This is a genomic window from Planctomycetaceae bacterium (assembly GCA_041398785.1).
Taxonomy (GTDB): domain Bacteria; phylum Planctomycetota; class Planctomycetia; order Planctomycetales; family Planctomycetaceae; genus JAWKUA01.
The window spans coordinates 156,304-174,702 of sequence record JAWKUA010000015.1; the positions used below are offsets into that span (position 1 = coordinate 156,304).

An 18,399-nucleotide genomic window follows, 5' to 3' on the forward strand; every position below is an offset into this window, starting at 1 on the left:
GAAGATGGTGCGGTCTCCGCACTCCGTGGCCGCATGGACTCGCAGCGTTCACGACGATCACGAATACTCTCATGCTGAGATTCCGGCCGGATCTGCCGGTGAAAATGGAACGGCCGAAACGCAACTGGTCATTCTTTTCGAAGCGTCCGCCGATCGTGATCCGCTGCTGGCTCGCACTCAGATTGAGATCATTCGCACGCTGCTCGACAACGCCGAGCACGACGACACGTTCAGCGTGATTACGGCAAACACGAAAGCGACACCGCTGTCAGAGAAGTCACAACGCTGCACGGCAAAGAGCATCGCGACGGTTCTGCCGCAGCTTGAGGAAACACATCTCGTCGGAGCGTTGGACTTCCAGAAGGCGTTGGCGGCGTGTGAAGAGTTCGTGGCGTCGAAGCGGGAAAACGTCCTGGTTCACGTTGGTTCTGCGATTCCGGTACTCGGCGAACAGGATCAGTCGGCTCTGCTGAAGGCACTGCCGGAAAAAACTGCGTACGTCGGCGTCGGCGTCGGCCGGCGCTGGTCGCAGTCGTTCATGAAACAGGCGGCTTCAAAGACCGGCGGCTACTTCACTCAGATCAATCCGGACGAAGAAGTCGTCTGGCGCGCGTTTGAGCTGTCGTCGGTGCTGAATGCTCCAAGGCTGCTGGATGTCCGTGTAGGCGAGTCTCGCCGAGACTCAGCCACCGCGCGTGACACGTTCTCGAAGGAAACCGGTAACGCGACGCCGCTTGACGTGGCACGCGGTTCGTTGGAAGCAGGTCCAGGACAGTATGTCGAGTCCCGGCGCGACTCGACTACGGATCTCCGCTTCCTCAACTTCAGCGACACGATCGTTCACGGCGAAGAAGTCTGCGCGGTCGCTCGGCTGGCAAGAGATGGCGAGCTGCCCGATGAGGTGACGGTCACCGGACTGTTGAACGGTCGCCCGTGGCAGCAGACGCTTGTCGTTGAGGGTGTCGAGGAGCAGGCTGACTATCTGCCTCGCACGTGGGCGAAGCTGGAGATTGATCGGCTGGTCTCGGAAGGAGCGGCGGAGAACCAGGCCGCCATCATCGAACTCAGCAAGGCGATGTATGTGATGAGTCCCTTCACGTCGCTGCTGGTGCTTGAGAACGAAGAGATGTACACGCAGTACAACATCGATCGAGGCCGCAAGGATCACTGGGCGATGTATCCGTGCCCGGAAGAGATCCAGGTCGTTCATGAACCGTTCGGGGCGGGCAGCGAAACAACCGCCGAGGTGCCTCAGACGGAACTTCAGAAACTGCTGAGTTCCATTCAATCGCTGCCTCAGCCGCAGGTGGTTTCGTACCCAAACGTGTATGTGATCTTTGCAGACGGAACCCGGTCGTCAGTGGCAGCGACCGAGTTCGATAGTTTTGCGGGAGAGACACGTTTCGGACGAAATGGGCGGAATCTCAATGACCCGTTCGAACTGTCATCACGCGCCTACAGCTACTTCAACCTCGGAGACGTCGACGCCTATTTCGTATTCGACAACGATGTTGATTCGGATGGTCGCTTCATTGTAAATGGTGACCTGAACGGTAACGGAATTGTGCCGCCGGTCTTTCTGACTCCGAAGCTTCCTTCACCAAACGTTCTGTTCGGCACAAATGCAACGCGTCTGCTGCGAAGTCAGCTTGACGCGTCGCCGACAGGAGAGATCAACTTGTACATGCGCCTTCCCGAAGACGCCGGTCAACCCAATGCTGATGGATTTGGAAACGGCCTGTTTTTCTATGACCTGCCGTTGAGCTTTGGTGAATTCGAAACTGCCGGGACATCGCCGCAAGCTCGCACGTGGTTTGCCCGACCGGAAATCAGTGGCTGGCGGCAGATGGATGACGTGTTCGGGTACCGTTTGTTCGACAACTCAGGTTCTATGATGGTCGACGGTGTCGCTGAGGCAATACGGCACGATTTCCCCGCCCGAGCGTTTCGACCGCAAACTATCTGGTTAGAGGATCTTGACATTCAATTCCGACAGGGAGCCTTCGAAAACGTTGCGGAAGGACTCGCGAGAGTTGGCGAGAGTGTCGATCGACAACACTGGATCCTGGGCGGTGGGAATCGACGCTGGGAATATCTTCAGAACGACCCACTGAACACGTCCGTTGCGTTCTCGCTTGCGCCGTTTTATCCAAAGCAGCCGGTTCCGTCGGGCATGTCGCTGGTCGAGCGTGAACTGCTGGAAACGCCGCGTTTCGACTTTGGTTGGGGAACGCAGCAACTGAACTGGGATGACAGTACGTGGATGCTTCGGTTTGACGAGCAGTCGGTCATTGACGGATTCGACGGCCGCTTCAGAGTTCAGCAGGATCGTCTGCAAACGGTTGAAGAACTGATAGTTGGGCAAATCGAACTGCCGCGGCTTCTGTTGGGAGAAGAGGAACAACTCCTCGGACTGAGAGACGTGCGCCCGATCCGACTCCGGTCGGACGTGTCGGAGCGCATGATTCAGGAACTGCTGCAGGATCTTGTTGTCGATCATGATTTCCGCGGGACCACAACAGCTTCCGAGACGGGGACTGTTGCCGGTTCGATGGGCAACGCTCACCCGTGGTCCGTCGCTCCTGGACAGCGGCGTGAAGTCGGTGTTCAACTGCCGGCGTTCGCAGCGGTCTCGTATCCGGAATTCGGCAACGACCGACGATTCTTCGGCGACCTGATGAGTCACGCTCCGGGGTTGAACACGCTGCGTGCGGATGTGTTGGCGCTAATGGACGCAGGCGCGTCTCGCCGAGACTCAGCCGCCGCTGGCGACGCAGCCTCAAACCAGACAGAAAACGCGACGCCGGTTGACGTGGCAGGCGGTTTGGCGGCAGCAAGTTCAGGACAGAATGTCGAGTCTCGGCGAGACTCGACTACGACAGGCCACATCGACCCCACGGCCCGCGAACTCATCGATCGCGCTCGGTCGCTGGGCTGGGAACGAGTGACGCTGCCGGGTGACAACTCACTGACGGTTTTCGTCGACGGCACGGGGCGGCATGTTTATGAACGAACCGTTTCCGAAGGACTTCTCGAACAGGTGGTGTGCGACGGCGACACGTTGCTGCACTTCTACAACGAAATCGGCCTGGCCGCGAAGCGAGACTTTTCGAAGTTCCATCGCCGTGAAATCGAAGCACTGGTGCCGTGGCTGCTGCCGTCGGCGGACGAGCTTGCTCGTCACGCGGATGTCGTTGCGATTGATGAACGGACGGTGGCGGTGTCAGCGAGGATCGCGGAGCGAGAAGCGAGCAACGAGGAGAATGTAGGCGAGTCTCGCCGAGACTCAGCCAGCGATCGATACTCTGCCGCAAATCAGACAGGCACCGAGTCGCCGGGTGGTGCTGTGGGCGGGGCTGACGCAGCGAGTGCCAGAGCGCATGTCGAGTCTCGCCGAGACTCGACTACGAGTGTCGAACTTCGCCTCGTTTTCGGCGACGTCGGGCGGCTCATGGAACGCCGACTGGTCGTTCAACCTTCCGGCGAGATTCTGCTGGCGATCCGATATGAGGAAAACGGCACCGTCGATGTCATCAACGCCGAGGGCAACGTCATCGCTTCCGTCGAACTCAAGCGCGAACGCTGCGATGCTCCGGATCTGACACCGGAACTCGATGACGTCGTCGTGCTGCCGCTGCCGATCCGGTCGGGCGAGCACGTGCTGGCGCAGAGTGAACAGGAAGCAGCGAACAGCAAACAGGAATCGGAAGACTTCGCGAACTGGTCCGAAGAACGTGCGTTGGCGCTGGTGCTGGCGGACAGTGCGGCGGGCAACGGAGAACGAGTCGTCGAAGTCATTCGCGAGCGATTCTTTGATCAGGGCGACAAACGGGACGGCCTGTACGTGCTGCTCAGCCGGTTTCCGAATCTGCTGGTGAAGACCGAGGCGGTCGAGGGAACGGACGGGCAGACTCGCGAAGTCAACCTGCTGCCGTCGCCAGAGGGTTCGCCGCTGCGGCAGTTTGTTCGGCAGTGGATTCGCTGGCAGCAGGACAATTCGGATGCCACCGAATTTGCAATCGAAGGGCCGGAAGACGGCTTCGTGCAGCGGCTGGCGACGGCTCGCAACCTGTACCTGCGGTGGAAGTCGGGTCAGGCGACGCAGGACCGCACGGACGCTCAGGTGCAGGTCGAACTGGACCGCATGCTGAATTTCGTCGGTGGCTGTCGCACCGATGCGATGGGCTGGACTTTGTTGAGCGTTGTGGAAAAGAATCTGGCTCACAACAAGTTCGGAGCCGATTTCGCCGCCGGGGCGGAACGGTTCGAAGGCAGTCGCGTGTTGGGCTGGATCGCTCGCCAGGAACGCTGCCGCACGCTGTTTCAAGCCGGAAAGATGAAGAAGGCTCGGCGGCTGTACGGCGAACTTCTGACTTCGACGGCACGCACCGGAACACTGCCGCGGATTGAGCCGGAGATGCGGCAGTTGTTTATCGGTGCCGCGAACAGCGCCCGCGGCTCGTCGGGAGCCTCGCCCTCCCGAATGGGCGACGGCAACGCCGCATGGTCGAAGCTGACGACGGAACTCGGCGAGATCCTGCTGCCGAAACGCAGCGGCTCCGCGGCAGTGTCGCCCTCCCAACCATCGGTCACTCTGCCGCGAACGGCTTTCCTGCTGTCGGTGCAGCTTCGGCAGCTTGGCGACATCGAAACAGCAGATGCTCTGCTGGATCGTGTGCTCGGGCAGCTCGACGCGAAGCGACGGCCGGACGTCGCTCTGCTGGCGGTTGAGCAACTCCGGCAGCTTGGTCGATCGGGAGCGGACCGGTTGTTGTCGTCGGTGATGGAACTTGAACCGCTGCAGAATTCTTCGGCGCTGTGGCGGTACTCGTCACGCGTGGCGGATGCCGCCGGCAACAGGCAACTTGCGCTGCAGCGGCTGGAGCATGCCATTCAGATCGACTTCGAGAACCGGCCGGATGTCATCAACCTGGAATCACTGCGAGCAGACTACGCCGATTTGCTGAATCGGTTTGAAGCCGTGCTGGACGCGTCGTCCACGCTCGACCTTCCGCCGCCGCAGGATCTTGTGCTGCGAATCGTGCGGGCTGCCGATCAGTGGCGTTCGATCGATGACGACGACACGGTGTGCTGCCATACGACCGCTCGACTGCTGACGAAGCTGAACCGTGACGACATGGCGTGGGACTACCTGACGACACCGCTGGCCGGCAGTTCGGGCGAATCGAGTCCGTGGCGAAATCTGGCACAGACTCTGACTCAGCAGAACCAGGTGGCTCTGGCCGACATCGCCTGGACGCGAGCGTTCGAATTTGAACGCACGAATCCGGAACTGCTGCTCAGTCATGCTCAGATGCTGATCGACAGCGGCCGCGCGGGGGACGGAACGCGACTGCTGCGGAAAATCGTCGACGGAGACTGGCAACCGAGGTTCCGGTCGACAGTGGACGAAGCTCGAAACCGGCTGAGGCGGTAACGCGTGAGATCCACGGACACGTCGGCGTGTGGCGCCATTTTTCGAATCGTGTGAATTCGCCATCGCACTTCCGGCCCGGCGGGCTACGGTTGCCGCAAGAGCCTTCATGACCTGTCGCAGCCCGGTGATTCGATGGCCGAAGGTATTCATTTGCGGCGAATCGCGGTAGCATATCGGCTTGTGGGAATACACGGGGTCGCTGCCGATTCCTCACGTGAAGTGGCCGGCATCGACTGCAGCGGGCTTGCCCGTGTTCCTCCTCCGCTTGCCGATCGATTCTTTACGAAAGGTTGCCGCCATGAGCCGTCACGTCACGAAGTCGCCCGTTTCTCGTCGCGAATTTGTTCAGGTACTGGGAGCCGGAGCCGCACTTGCCACCTGCGGCGGAAATCTGATGGCGGGAATGTTCGCCGGACCAACGCCGTCGTCAGCGGCGGAAACGGTCGTGAAGGAGTTTTACGATTCCCTGTCGGAGGCGCAGCGCGGCAAGATCTGTTTCGGTTTCGATCATGATCTGCGCAAGAAGATCAACGCGAACTGGCTGATCACCGATCTGGAAATCGGCAGTGACTTCTACAGCGACAAACAGCGAGCGATGATCGGTGAGATCGTGAAGGGGCTTACCAGCGAAGATGGCTTCAAGACAGTAGAACTGCAGACGCTGGATGACAACGGCGGGCTTGACCAGTACAGCGTCGCTGTCTTCGGAAAGCCGGGCGACGGCGATTTCGAATTTGAACTGACCGGTCGCCACCTGACGCTGCGGGCCGACGGAAACAGCGTGGAAAAAGCCGCTTTCGGCGGCGGCATCGTATACGGCCACGGTGAAGAAGGCGATCCGTCAAAGAATCTCTACTTCGCTCAGACCCGGCAGGCCAACGAGGTCTTTCAGGCTCTGGACACCGACCAGCGGTCCGCAGCGCTGCTGAAGAAGGCTCCGGCTGAAGCCGCCGTGCAGATCCAGGGCGATGGCGGCGCGTTTCCGGGCATCAGCGTGGGTGACCTGAAGGACGATCAAAAGCAACTGGTCGAAAAAACGCTGGCCGTCCTGCTGGCTCCCTATCGCCAGGAAGACATCGATGAAGTGATGCAGATCGTGAAGGATTCCGGCGGAGTCGAAAAGCTGCACATGGCGTTCTATCAGCAGGACGATCTGCAGAACGACGGCACGTGGGACATCTGGCGAGTCGAAGGGCCCGCGTTCGTCTGGCATTTCCGCGGTGCTCCGCACGTGCATGCCTATATCAATATCGGACAGGCGAAGGCCGTGTAGACCCGCACCGGTTGTGATTCACAGTCTGTTCCATTAACCCGATAGTTCGGGTCAGGCGGCCCTGCGGTCGCCTGGCCCGTCGGTCTCGGGTTCATCGATGTTGTCGGCCGTTGCCGGGCGATTCAAGGATGCGGATTCCCAGCCATCACAACCGGCGAAGTTCGCTGGATGCGGAAACGATGACGCCGATGATCGACGTTGTCTTTCTGCTGCTGGTCTTTTTCGTCTGCGCCTCTATCGGCCAGACGCCGGATGCCTTGCTGCCGGCCGAATTGCGCGCTGGAGTGACCGATTCCAAAGTGGAGATCGCCGAACCGGACCCGGACGAATGGAAGTCGCCGGAGGTCATGATTCGTCTGCGGGCTCCGGATGGCGCGGGAAGAGTCGGGATCGAAGTGAACGACCGGATCGTTTCCGGGCCTGGAGAACTGACCGCGACGCTGGCCCGACTGGCTGACCTGGATCGACGGTCCCGCATCATTCTGGACGTCGACGACGCCGTCCCGACGCAGCAGTTCATCGCCGTGTACGACCTCTGCCAGAGCCTGTCGTTTGAGGTGATTTCGTTCGCCGTTCGCCGATGACGCCTTCCCAAAAGCGGGAACGAATCTCGGTTGATTCGACCAGTCGGCGGAAGTCAACGCAGTGTTGCGAAAGCCGATTGGCGTTGGTTGCAGTCGACTTTTGCTTTTGTCATAGTTCCCGACCGTTGTCGTCTGACCCGCTTTGAGCCCACATCAGGTTCACCATGGCAGTAGCCCGGCGTGTGCGGACGAACCGCCGGTGGTTTTGGAAATGAATCTCACATTTGCCGCAAATACTCTCGTCGGTTTCTTCGAGAGCCTGAACGTTGAATCGCTGCCCGAGGGCTGGGCGTTTGTCGCTGCGGCGGTGCTTCACGCGGCGTTGCTGTTTGCAGTATTTTCGCTGTGTCCGTTCTTCTTCATCTGGCTGGAACGGAAGGTTTCCGGGCGCATTCAGGACCGGCTTGGACCGACCCGTGTGGGAGGCAAATTCGGCTGGCTGCAGTCGCTGGCCGACGGAATCAAGCTGATTCAAAAAGAGGACCTGTGCCCTCCCGCCGCTGACTCCCTGCTGTTTCGGTCGGCTCCGTATATTGTCTGTGTGGCGTCGTTCGCGGCCTTTGCCGTGCTTCCGTTCAGCCACGGCTGGGTCGCCGTCGCAGCGGACTGCGGGCTGTTCATTCTTGTGGCGATCCTGTCTCTGGAAGTGTTCGGCATCATCATGGCCGGATACTCCAGTGGCTCCAAGTGGTCGCTGTTTGGCGGAATGCGGGAAGCCGCCCAGATGGTCAGCTACGAGATCCCGCTGGCGATCTGCGCTTTGGTCCCGATCGTTGCTGCTGGTTCGCTGAATCTTGGTGAAATCGGTGACATGCAGTCTGGCGGGTTTCAAAACTGGTTTGTGTTTCACGACCCGTTTACGTTTATCGCCTTCTTTGTGTACTTCACCGTGGCAACGGCCAGTTGCAAGCGAGCACCCTTTGACCTTGCTGAAGCGGAAAGCGAACTGGTTGGCGGCTTCCATACGGAATACAGCGGCATGAGATGGTCGTTCTTCTTCATGGGAGAATATGCCAGCATGTTTGTTGTTTGCGGCGTCGCATCCGTGATCTTTCTGGGCGGCTGGGCAACCGGAATCCCGCATTTGGACGCAATGCTGTCAGGCGCGCGGGCGACGAGTGCCGGTGCTGATAGTGTCGGCAGTGCGTGGGTCGTTGGGTACCTGGCCAATGTTCTTGGGGCCTTCGTGTTTGCGACCAAGGCCGGGTTGCTGGTGTTTGTGCAGATCTGGCTTCGCTGGACGCTTCCTCGCCTGCGAATCGATCAGGTGATGACCACGTGTCTGAAATACCTGATTCCGATCAGTTGCTTTCTGTTTCTGGGGGCGATTGTCTGGCCGCTGATGCTTCGAGTCGGCATGCAGCGGACAACGCTTGCTGATCCGCTCGGGGATCGGCTGGCAGTCAGTGTTGAGGCGGCTCGCGCGGCAATCACTGGTGTTGGTCAGGCGCCGGCTCCTGTATCCGGAATTGCTCCCGCGGATCCTCACGGTGCTCCCGTGGATCCTCACGATGCTCCCGATGTGGATTCGGGGCATTCCGCCGGTGGGCACAGTACGGTCCCGTCGGTCGGAGTCGGGCTGACGATGCGGGAGGCTGTTCAATGAATGCGGAATCGCTGCTGTTTACCGTATTCGCCGTTGCCACCTGCATTGGTGCGGTGGCGGTTGTTGTCAGCCAAAGCGTCGCTCGTATGGCGTTCTGGCTGGTGATTGCGCTGGGCAGCACGGCGGCACTCTTCTTTCTTGTTGACGCTGACTTCGTGGGCGCGACGCAGCTTTTGATTTACGTCGGCGGAACTCTTGTCCTGCTGGTGTTTGGCGTGATGCTGACGGCCAGTGGTCCGTATTTGAAAATTGTTACGTCTCCCGGCGAAACGGTTGTCGCCGGGCTGGTTGGGTTGTTGTTTCTGTTTGTTGTTTTTTCATCACTCAGCGGCGTCGACTGGGCCGGTACAAAGAACCGTGTTCTGGCGTCGTCTGGTCGATCGGGCGAAGTTCAGGAATTTCAGGGCGGCTCGGAAGGAAACACTCTGCGGCCACTGGGGCTTAGTCTGCTCGGTGCGCGGCCGGAGCTGGATCTGGGAGGCGGATCGAAATCTCTGAGTACCGGATATTTGTTGCCGTTCGAAATCGCCTCCGTTCACTTGCTGGTTGTGCTGATCGGTGCCGCATACCTGGCACGAGCAAAGCGACGGCGGGATGCCGCGTCCGGCTGACCGTTTGTCTGAAGAGTCACAGGGGGAGCCGCAGGGCGGGGCTGGTGCCGGGAAGATGTGCGGCAATTTCGAAAGTCGTGGCATCCGGTCGGCGATTGTCCCTTTTTCAGGCCTTCTCAATGGTTATTTCCGCTGAGCGAGTGCTGGCGGAATTGAGTTTGCCGGGCTGCTGCGGTCCGGGCTGTTTCTGATCACCTTAAGCACCCACCGGGGGCCGCCAGGTATGCAACCCGACCTCACATCTTATCTGCTGGTTGGAGCCGTGCTGTTTGTCTGTGGCGTGGTTTGTATGGCCACCAAGCGCAATGGCATCGGCGTACTGATGGGGGTTGAGCTGGTGTTGAACGGCGCGAATGTCAACTTTGTTGCGTTCTCGAAGTACACGGCACTGGGGCTGGATGGTCAGGTCTTTTCTCTGTTCGTGATCGTGCTTGCGGCAGCCGAAGCGGCGGTTGCGTTAGCGATTGCTCTGAACTTCTACAACAATCACCTGACGATCGATGTGGACCGAGGCAACAAGCTGAAGGGCTGATCCCCGCGCTGAATGAGTATTGATTCCGTTCTTTGAAACTGGTTACGAAATCCCGGAAAAGCAATGGTCGGCGAAACGCTGAAATGGCTGCTGATGATCGCGTGGCTGCTGCCCCTGGTTGGGTTTGCGGTTGAGATATTCGGCGGCTATTGGGGATCTCGTCACAGCAAAGCTGCGGCGCTGCTGGCGGTGTTCTGCATAGGAGCCGGGTTCGTGTGCAGTGCCTCTGCTCTGTTGATCTGGGGCAACGCGAATCACGCCTGGGGTGAAGGTGGCTGGCTTTCTCATGATGAGCATGGCGGCGCTCACGACAGCGATGATCACGAAAACGGTGACGGCCATGGCGGCGATGGGCATCATCACGAAGAAGCGCCGCATGAACACGTTTCGGTTCGGCCGGAATCGCCTGCGATCCTGACGGTTGCTCAGGCGGAAGGTGAGTCGTCGGATTCCGATGCCCATGAGTCGGAAGGTACCGGCGGCAAAGGCCGGACTGTCTACTCAGGAACGATCTACCGGCTGGCGACGTTTGGCAGCCTGGAAGTCTCCATTGATTACTACATCGACAGCCTGACGCTGGTGATGTTTACGATGGTGACCCTGATTGCAACCTGCATTCACGTGTTTGCGATGGGTTACATGAGTGATGAGCTGACCGACGAATACGTCGATCATTCGGCTCATACGTCTGACGGTAAGCACGTGCATCGGCCGGGTCGCTTCTACCGGTTCTTTGCCTTTCTGTCGCTGTTCAGTTTTTCGATGCTTGGCCTGGTGCTGGCGGGCAACATTTTTCAGGTGTTTGTGTTCTGGGAGCTGGTCGGGATCTGCAGCTACCTACTGATCGGTTTCTACACCGAACGAAAAACCGCCAGCAATGCCGCCAATAAAGCGTTCATTATGAACCGCGTCGGCGACTTTGGTTTTCTGATCGGACTGATGGTGCTGTGGACGTTCTTCGGCACGTTTCGTTTCGGCGACACGATCGTCGATGGTGGAACGACGCAGCCGGGGCTGTTCAGCATGGCTCATCGCGGTGACGATGGGCAATTCCTGCGTGACGCGGAAACGGGCGACGTTCTGCTGACCGATGTCTCGGGAAATGCGCTGCAGGATGCAAGCGGTTCCAACCGGACAATCCCGTATTCACTCCTGATCGTCGCGGGGCTTGGCGTCTTCGGCGGATGTATCGGCAAGAGTGCACAGTTTCCGCTGCAAACCTGGCTGCCGGACGCGATGGAAGGCCCGACTCCTGTGTCCGCGCTGGTTCACTCGGCGACGATGGTTGCGGCAGGAGTCTATCTTGTCGGGCGATTCTTCCCGATGTTCGCTCAGGAAGTTCTGCTGGTCATCGCATATGTCGGTTGCATCACCCTGTTTCTGGCGGCGACCATTGCTGTCGTGGCGACGGACATCAAGAAGGTGCTGGCCTATTCCACGATCAGTCAGCTTGGCTACATGATGCTGGGACTGGGCGTGTTCGGCTGGGGAGCCGGGCTGTTCCACCTGATTACACACGCGTTTTTCAAATCGCTTATGTTCCTGTGTTCGGGCAGCGTGATTCATGGCTGTCATCACGAACAGGAAATGCCCAAAATGGGCGGGCTGCTGAAGAAGATGCCCGTCACAGCAATCACGATGCTGGTTGGGGTGATTGCAATCAGTGGACTGGCGATTCCGGGGACCTCGATTGCGTTTTCGGGGTTTCATTCGAAGGATGCCATCGTGGCCACGGCTCTGGCGTTCATTAAGGCCAATCCCGGACACTTCCTGCTGTTCTTTATCCCGCTGTTGACCGCCGGAATCACGGCGTTCTACATGTTCCGGCTGTGGTTCTACACGTTTGTCGGCAAGCCGCGAGACCAGCATATTTACGACCACGCCCATGAATCGCCGTGGGTGATGACAGGACCGTTGCTGGTGCTGTCAGTCTTTGCCGCTTTCTGTGCGATTGGCGGCGAACATGGCAAGCTGTTTCGTCTGTTGACCGGCGACGAGCCGGCACATGTTGCTGCGGGAATGGCGACGGCCGGGCTGGTCATGCCGGGACACATTGCTGTTCAGGCCGTCCATGACGATGCCGGAGCGTGGGCGCTGATCGCTGCCTTTGCGGGAACTTTGATGGCATTTGTGTTCTATGGGACAAATGCCGTGAACGTTGCGGAGATCAAGCGGCAGTTGTCCGGCGTTCATGGCTTCTTGGTCAACAAGTGGCATTTCGACGAACTGTATGATGCACTGTTCATGAAGCCTGCTCATGTGGTGGGGGCTTTCTGTGCGTGGATCGATCGCACGATTTTCGACGGAATCCTGCATGGGTCGGCCAAGGCGATGGTGCTCGTTTCGAAGTGGGACCGGTTGTTTGACGAAAAGCTGATCGACGGTTTCGTCAACATGCTGGCGGCTGCGACATTTTCGTTCGGGCGGTCTCTGAAGGTCATTCAGACCGGCAATCTTCGTCAATACGTGATGTTTATTGTTGTCGGCGTCGTTGCATTGTTTGCCGTCCTGTTCACAACGTTTCCGGGGTAGAGTCGGCTGGTGTCCGGCACCTGTCGCTCGACGCAATGTGAAATGCCGGCTCAACACCGGCAATTTGATGAAATCCCGCTGAGATCCGAAGACAACATTCAATCTGAGTCAGCTTTACGGCTGTAGGTCAACAATGAACCAAGCAACTCTACTTTCAGCCATTATCTTTCTGCCCGCCTTAGGTGCGCTGCTTTTGGCATTCTTTGACAAGCGGCACGTGGAAGTGATCCGAGGCTGGTCGCTGGGCGTTACAGTTGCGACCTTTGTGCTGACGGTCTTCCTGTGGTTTCAGTATGTCGCACTGCCGGACAAGTCGGGGATCGCGTTCGAAGTGAGTGCTAACTGGATTCCGACGTGGAATGTCTACTACCGACTTGGCGTTGACGGCATCAGCCTGCCGCTGGTTGTGCTGACCAGTTTCGTCAGCATGCTGGCGGCCGTTGCTTCGTGGAGCATTAACAAACAGCACAAGGGGTATTTCATCCTGTTTCTGCTGCTGGAAAGCGGAATGCTGGGCGTGTTTCTGTCGCTGGACTTCTTCCTGTTCTACGTGTTCTGGGAAGTCATGCTGCTGCCGATGTACTTCCTGATCGGCGTCTGGGGCGGACCACGCAAGGAATATGCGGCGATCAAGTTCTTTCTGTACACGCTGGCGGGCAGCGTGCTGATGCTGATCGCCATGCTGATGTTCTACTTCGGCAGCGGCGGCGGTGTTCACAGCTTTAATCTGATCGAACTGGCGAAAGCTGCAGCGGGCACAAGCGGTGAGGTGCGGACACTGCTGAGTCCCACAATGCAGGTCACAGCGTTCTGGCTGCTGTTCATCGGCTTCGCCATCAAGCTGCCCGCGTTTCCGGTGCATACCTGGCTTCCGGATGCTCACGTCGAGGCTCCGACTCCCATCAGCATGATTCTGGCGGGTGTGCTGCTGAAAATGGGTGGTTACGGGATCATTCGCATCGCGTTCCCGCTGTGTCCGTATGGAGCCCAGTACGCGGCATACGCAATGGTCGGCATCGGCGTCGTTAGTATCATTTACGGAGCTTTCGCTGCGCTGGCGCAGACGGACTTCAAGAGACTGGTGGCTTACAGTTCGGTCAGTCACATGGGTTATGTGCTGATCGGTGTTGCCGTCTGGAAGATCAGTGAAACAACGGGAGGCATCCAAAACAGCAATATGTGGCTGATGGGAATCAACGGAGCGATGTTTCAGATGATTGCTCACGGTGTCTCCTCCGCCGGCATGTTCTTTATGGTGGGCGTGATCTACGATCGCGTACACCATCGTGATCTGAACCAGTTCGGCGGGCTGATGGCAAAGATGCCGCTGTACAGCGGACTGGCGGCCGGCCTGTTCTTTGCCGGACTGGGGCTGCCCGGACTGTGCGGTTTCATCGGCGAAATCTTTGTTGTGCTGAGTGCCTGGAACTACAGTCCACTGCTGGCCATCGTCGCGGCCAGCGGTGTGATTCTGACGGCAGGCTACATTCTGTGGGCATTGCAGCGAGTCTATCTGGGACCGGAGTACCGGGGGCCTCATGCGGAAGCCATCACGCCGATCAACGGTCGTGAAGCGACTGTCGCCGCAGTGTTGCTGGCGTTTGCAATCATCCTGGGTGTCTATCCGCGACTGATGTTCGATGTGATGGAACCGTCAACCGCTCAGTTGGTCGAAACCATGCAACAGGGATATGAACGAGCGGCGAACACTCAGTTGCAGGCATCCCGTTAGGTGTTTCTCCGGATCCGCATCACCGGCGTGCATGCCGGACAATGCGACGTGCCGCTGCCTGGCATCTGAACCACAGGCCTTTACTCGGTAACAACGCGATGGCGTTCTCCCAGCTTCTTGAACAACTGATTCACGACACGACGGATTCCTCGCTGAGTTTCTTCAGCACGGAACTCTGGCTCAGCGGCACGATTGTGCTGATGCTCTTGTTCCGGCTGTTCAGTATTGACCGGTTTCTGCCTGCGTATGTCGTGGCGCTCGGCGGTGCGGTGGCCGCTGCCCTGGCGGCGTACTCACAGTCCGGCCACATTGCCGCCCAGCCGACGGAATTCTCTCAGCAGTTCTTCACGGGACTGCTGGTGCAGGATCTGTTCAGCGTCTATTTCAGGATCTTTCTTTCGTTGTTCCTGATCCTGACGATCGCCTTGACGGTACTGACCGGAATCCCGGACAACGAAGACGGCCCGGACTTCTATTCGCTGCTGTTTGGCGCCACGATCGGCATGATGCTGATGGCCAGCGCGAACAACCTGCTGATGCTGTTCCTGGCAGTCGAAATGGCCAGCGTTCCCAGTTATGTCATGGTCGGTTTTCTGAAGGGACGCAAGCCCAGCAGCGAAGCGGCTCTGAAGTACGTCGTCTACGGTGCCGGCGCGGCGGGCGTCATGCTGTATGGAATCAGCCTGGTCGCCGGTGTCCTGGGCACGGGTGACATGAGCCTTCTGAGCGACCGACTTCGCGTTGTCGCGGAGGGTGGCGTGGCCGGTCTGGCGGACGCCGAAGTGCGAGCCGTAACCCTGGGTGTCATGCTGGTCATGGTCGGGCTGGCCTTCAAGTTATCACTGGTACCATTTCATTTCTGGTGCCCGGATGCCTTTGAAGGAGCATCTGCGGAAGTCGGCGGCTTTCTTTCCGTGGCGTCAAAAGCAGGCGCATTCGGGTTGCTGGTGAGATTCTGCGTGTCGCTGTCCGGCAACCCGTCGACCGCGCATCTGATGACGGCATTTGGCATCGGCCTGGGAGTGATTGCCATCATCACAACCACGTTCGGAAACCTGGCCGCCTATTCGCAGAGTAACGTCAAGCGGCTGCTCGCTTATTCAACGATTGCACACGCGGGCTATATGCTGATGGCTGTTGCCGCGATGCTGATCATGCAGAACAGCGAACAGGCTCCGGCGCTGGGTGATGACATCAACAAAAGTATCGGGGCATTGCTGTATTACCTGGCGGTATATCTGTTCATGAATCTGGGTGCGTTTGCGATTGTGGCGCTGATCCGCAACTACACGTTCAGCGAAGAGATTGACAGCTATAAGGGGCTTGTGTCTCAAAGTCCGGTGCTTTGCATCTGCATGATGATCTGCATGTTCAGCCTTGTCGGCATGCCACCGTTTGGCGGGTTTGTCGGAAAACTGATGATTTTTGCGTCGCTCTACAAGGCGGGGGAACTGCACTGGTCGATGTATGTGGTTTTGGCCTTCGGCGGTCTGAATACCGTGTTCAGCCTGTTCTACTACCTGCGGGTCCTGAAGACGATGTTTCTGGATGAACGTCCGGCGGATGCTCGCAGAGTTCCGCTGCCGGCGGTGGAAGGTTCTTACGTGGTATTGCTGGCACTGTTTGTGTTGCTGCTGGGAATGGCACCGTGGCTGCCGGATGGTCTTAGCGCAATCGCCGGAGAAGCGGCCAATTCCGTCTTTCCGGCCGTGACGGCACGCGGTTTCTGAGGGTGACATGGCAAGCTCGCACAGTGAATCGATCTTGAACGGCGTCCTGATTCAGATGGCGCGCGGGTTTCTGCAGTATGTTGCGGAAAGCTGGCCATGGGTCGATGAAGCGCACGGGGCGGTCCGAGACGAAGTCGAAGTGCTGGCCGCCCGTCAGCGACAGGACGTCAGCCTGGTCGCAAATCTGCTGCTGGAACGCGAATGGCCGACGGATTTCGGTTCATTCCCGACAGAATACACGGACATGCACTTCATTTCGCTGCAGGCGATGCTGGACGGGCTCAAACACAGCCAGGGAGTGATTCAGGGTCGTCTGGACTCGGCCATGCGGACGCTGCGTGAGGCAGGCGATACCGAAGCGATAGAACTCCTGAACCAGGTGGCGATTCACGAAGGCGAAATCCGGAAAGCCCTCGGCGACGTGCAGCAGCAGTTTTCGGCGCCATCAGCGGCAACGTCGGCATCGGCGTAGAGACCGTGTCGCGGACGACCGTATCGCAGACCGTTCCGCGATTCAGCGTCGGATTGCCCTGTCGTTCATCACACGCGGTCGGTCCGTGCTTCCATCCGATCGGTCAGCCATGGGCACCGGTTCGGCAGATCCGATCGCGGCTTCAGGGACGTTCGTGAGCTGCTGGATCTCCCAAAATCGGCGACGAGCGGTTCCGGACGGTTGAAATCGGCGATTCCGCAGCGAACGATGGATGGGTTTCCCGTCGTCTCTCCCTTTCGTCGCGGCGCAGCGTTATCGTGTCACCGGTTAGCCAAGCTGTCATTTCGACCGATCCGGTTTCCCGTGATGGTGGCGTTACCGCGGAAGGTTCCTTCGCGGCTCTTTCCTATCTGACTGCCGAAAAGTGTTCGCTTTACCATGCCATCGTGGAAGTTTTTGCGGACGCAAAGGCCGGATTTCTGCTGCACCTGCGACCGGCTGAAGTCGCTTCGCGTTTGTCGCAGTTGAATATCGCTGCGGACGGAGGGACCGAAGGCGTCGAAGCCGCGCTGACCCAGTTGTGCCACTGGGGTGTGCTGGAGGCCTATAACGACAATGCGGATGTTGCCACGCTGGCGGACTTTCACCGGCGTCGGCTGCAGTATCAGTTGACGGCGGCGGGTGAGGCTGCTCAGGAAGCGGCGCAGCACTTTCTCAGCCGGCTGAATCGTCGCATTACGCTGGATGCCGCGGCGCTGGGGCGGATTCACGATCACCTGTCTCAGTTAAGTGTGCTTGTGGCGACCACGCCGATCGACGGCGAAAAGGCCTTTGGGACGCTGCGGCAGATTGTTGCCGACGTCGAAGACCTCACCACCCGGGCTCAGTCGTTTTTTCGCTGGCTGCACGAACAGACGGAATCACGCCGCAGTGACCTGGACGCGTTTCTGGAATACAAGGAACGGCTGATCGAATACCTGACGGAATTCGTCGGGGAACTGGTGACTCGCGGGGCTCGGATTGCCGACGTATTGAACACGCTGGCTCCGGCGTCGGACGCTTTGCTCGACGCGGTCACACTGGTCGAGACGCGAGGCAGCTACGACGCCGCCGATCCGACCGGTCGGGCGATGCGAACGGAAACGCTGTCACTCTGGCGAAAGCGCTGGCAGGGTCTGCGGCGGTGGTTTCTGGACGATGCTGCGACGCCGGCGCAATCGCGACAGTTGCAGATCGCCGCACGAGCCGCGATTCCGCGTGTGCTGGCGCTGGCTCAGCAGCAGCGGCTGCGGCAGGGTAATAAGAGCGACCGGGCGGCCGACTTTCGGGAACTGGCCACGTGGTTTGCCGAAGCGGAGGATGACCGTTCAGCGCATCGACTTTGGCGAGCGGCGTTCGGGCTTTCAGCGGCGCGGCATCTGACTGTCGATGTCGGCCGGCTGCAGGAAGAAGACGCGGATCCCACGTCTGCTGACACGCCCTGGGCGGACGCCCGACCGGTGGTGATCGATCCGCAACTGCGAAAGTCGGGGCGTCAGCGGACTGCCAGCGCGACTCGCGGCATCATCGACACCAGCGATGCCCGACGCGAACTGAAGCGTCGGCTCCAGCGGGAACGGCAGCAGGAGGCCGAGACACGACAGTATCTGGTGGCACTCGGTCGTCGCCGCTTTTCGGAAGCCGATTTTCTGCCCGCTGCGGCGTTTGCTCTGCTGATGGAACTGATCGGTGACGCCGTTGACAACCGTCGCGACCAGCCGGCGTCATTCGGTATTTCCAAAGACGGGCGGCTGAAGATGACGGTCGACTGGTCAGATGATGATGGCGACTCGGTGCACGACTTCGCGGCGACGATTGCCACGGAGGCAGGGCAGTTGAATTTGCGGGATGCGACGTTTGAAATTGAGCTGGTTGAAGGGAAGTGAAGTC

The 18,399-nt window shown here is 59.0% G+C and carries 11 protein-coding genes; all 11 read left to right on the top strand.

The window, feature by feature from the left end:
* Positions 1-4: 4 nt before the first annotated feature.
* The 11 genes from R3C19_17875 to R3C19_17925 all read left to right on the top strand — a co-directional run bounded on the left by R3C19_17875 (position 5) and on the right by R3C19_17925 (position 18,395).
* Positions 5-5,437, top strand: coding sequence for a hypothetical protein (locus R3C19_17875; GenBank protein ID MEZ6062212.1), 5,433 nt, complete (start codon positions 5-7; stop codon positions 5,435-5,437).
* 298 nt (positions 5,438-5,735) lie between these two features.
* Positions 5,736-6,710: a DUF3500 domain-containing protein gene (locus tag R3C19_17880; GenBank protein MEZ6062213.1), complete on the top strand. Its 975-nt coding sequence runs from the start codon at positions 5,736-5,738 to the stop codon at positions 6,708-6,710.
* Between the two features lie 128 nt (positions 6,711-6,838).
* Entirely contained in the window at positions 6,839-7,294 is a 456-nt protein-coding gene (locus R3C19_17885; GenBank protein MEZ6062214.1) for a biopolymer transporter ExbD, read from the top strand.
* Positions 7,295-7,505: 211 nt separating this feature from the next.
* The gene (locus R3C19_17890) at positions 7,506-8,900 is read left to right on the top strand and encodes a complex I subunit 1 family protein (GenBank protein MEZ6062215.1); all 1,395 of its coding nucleotides are present in this window, start codon (positions 7,506-7,508) and stop codon (positions 8,898-8,900) included.
* Positions 8,897-9,511, top strand: a complete 615-nt coding sequence (locus R3C19_17895) for an NADH-quinone oxidoreductase subunit J (protein ID MEZ6062216.1) — start codon at positions 8,897-8,899, stop codon at positions 9,509-9,511. The genes R3C19_17890 and R3C19_17895 overlap by 4 nt, the downstream gene beginning before the upstream one ends.
* 223 nt (positions 9,512-9,734) lie before the next feature.
* Positions 9,735-10,043, top strand: coding sequence for an NADH-quinone oxidoreductase subunit NuoK (nuoK, locus tag R3C19_17900; protein ID MEZ6062217.1), 309 nt, complete (start codon positions 9,735-9,737; stop codon positions 10,041-10,043).
* 63 nt (positions 10,044-10,106) lie between these two features.
* Positions 10,107-12,575, top strand: coding sequence for an NADH-quinone oxidoreductase subunit L (gene nuoL, locus R3C19_17905; protein MEZ6062218.1), 2,469 nt, complete (start codon positions 10,107-10,109; stop codon positions 12,573-12,575).
* A gap of 133 nt (positions 12,576-12,708) precedes the next feature.
* The gene (locus tag R3C19_17910; protein MEZ6062219.1) at positions 12,709-14,307 is read left to right on the top strand and encodes an NADH-quinone oxidoreductase subunit M; all 1,599 of its coding nucleotides are present in this window, start codon (positions 12,709-12,711) and stop codon (positions 14,305-14,307) included.
* 98 nt (positions 14,308-14,405) lie between these two features.
* Entirely contained in the window at positions 14,406-16,037 is a 1,632-nt protein-coding gene (locus R3C19_17915; protein ID MEZ6062220.1) for an NADH-quinone oxidoreductase subunit N, read from the top strand.
* 7 nt (positions 16,038-16,044) lie between these two features.
* On the top strand, positions 16,045-16,509 hold the full coding sequence (locus tag R3C19_17920; protein MEZ6062221.1) for a hypothetical protein: 465 nt from the start codon (positions 16,045-16,047) through the stop codon (positions 16,507-16,509).
* Positions 16,510-16,787: 278 nt separating this feature from the next.
* Positions 16,788-18,395 carry a TIGR02677 family protein gene (locus tag R3C19_17925; GenBank protein MEZ6062222.1) on the top strand — a complete coding sequence of 536 codons (1,608 nt, stop codon included), beginning with the start codon at positions 16,788-16,790 and terminating at the stop codon, positions 18,393-18,395.
* Positions 18,396-18,399: the final 4 nt, after the last annotated feature.

What these genes read in the sequence shown, in the direction of transcription:
- R3C19_17915 (MEZ6062220.1), top strand. Translation starts at nt 14,406, where the DNA reads ATGGCGTTCTCCCAGCTTCTTGAACAACTGATTCACGACACGACGGAT.
- R3C19_17875 (MEZ6062212.1), top strand. Translation starts at nt 5, where the DNA reads ATGGTGCGGTCTCCGCACTCCGTGGCCGCATGGACTCGCAGCGTTCAC.
- nuoL (MEZ6062218.1), top strand. Translation starts at nt 10,107, where the DNA reads ATGGTCGGCGAAACGCTGAAATGGCTGCTGATGATCGCGTGGCTGCTG.
- nuoK (MEZ6062217.1), top strand. Translation starts at nt 9,735, where the DNA reads ATGCAACCCGACCTCACATCTTATCTGCTGGTTGGAGCCGTGCTGTTT.
- R3C19_17890 (MEZ6062215.1), top strand. Translation starts at nt 7,506, where the DNA reads ATGAATCTCACATTTGCCGCAAATACTCTCGTCGGTTTCTTCGAGAGC.
- R3C19_17920 (MEZ6062221.1), top strand. Translation starts at nt 16,045, where the DNA reads ATGGCAAGCTCGCACAGTGAATCGATCTTGAACGGCGTCCTGATTCAG.
- R3C19_17895 (MEZ6062216.1), top strand. Translation starts at nt 8,897, where the DNA reads ATGAATGCGGAATCGCTGCTGTTTACCGTATTCGCCGTTGCCACCTGC.
- R3C19_17910 (MEZ6062219.1), top strand. Translation starts at nt 12,709, where the DNA reads ATGAACCAAGCAACTCTACTTTCAGCCATTATCTTTCTGCCCGCCTTA.
- R3C19_17880 (MEZ6062213.1), top strand. Translation starts at nt 5,736, where the DNA reads ATGAGCCGTCACGTCACGAAGTCGCCCGTTTCTCGTCGCGAATTTGTT.
- R3C19_17885 (MEZ6062214.1), top strand. Translation starts at nt 6,839, where the DNA reads ATGCGGATTCCCAGCCATCACAACCGGCGAAGTTCGCTGGATGCGGAA.